This is a genomic window from Candidatus Termitispirillum reticulitermitis (assembly GCF_054655775.1).
Genome location: NZ_BAAIHG010000211.1, coordinates 1 through 662, shown reverse-complemented (window position 1 = coordinate 662; position 662 = coordinate 1). Strand labels below are relative to the sequence as shown.

Genomic DNA, 662 nt, shown 5'->3' with positions numbered 1-662 from the left:
TCCTTTCGTCATCAGTCGTTTCCGCGCTGTTCTTTAGCCAAAGGGCTTTCATAGAATTCAGCGTTTCCTCTGTGGTAGTCTTTTCTCCAGTAGGTTTGCCGTCCTCACCCGTTGTGTCGCGCGTTATATCCATCGCTACGGGATATTCTATATAGTCTGAGTATTGGCTTACTATGCGACGCAGTTCCCATTCTTGCAATATATCAGAGCTATCTTCACGCACGTGTAGCACTACATCTGTGCCGGGGTTCGCTTTCTCTATATTTTCCACTGAATAGGAGCTTTTGCCGTCTGAACGCCAGTGAACGCCGCTGTTCACAGGTTCACCACGTTTCCTAGTGAACACCTCTACATCGTCAGCTACCATAAATGCGCTGTAAAAGCCAACGCCAAACTGTCCTATCAGAGCTGCTGCATCCTTTGCGCCATTCTCTGTGAGCTTTTTCATAAACTCACGCGTGCCAGAGTGGGCTATCGTGCCAAGCAGTTCCACAACTTCATCTCTACTCATGCCTATGCCATTATCTGATAGGGTAAGGGTCTTTGCATCAACGTCAGTTGTAAGCTTAATTTTCCAAACCACATCACTGCCCGACTCATATATGGCAGAGTTGGTAAGCCCCTCATATTTAGCCTTATCTATGGCATCTGATGCGTTGGAC

At 47.3% G+C, this 662-nt stretch carries 1 protein-coding gene; it reads right to left on the bottom strand.

Translation table 11 applies throughout. The annotated features are described in order from the left end of the window. Positions 1-662: ATP-binding protein (locus AC1MDJ_RS08340; protein WP_479690449.1), on the bottom strand; the 662-nt coding region annotated here is incomplete at both ends.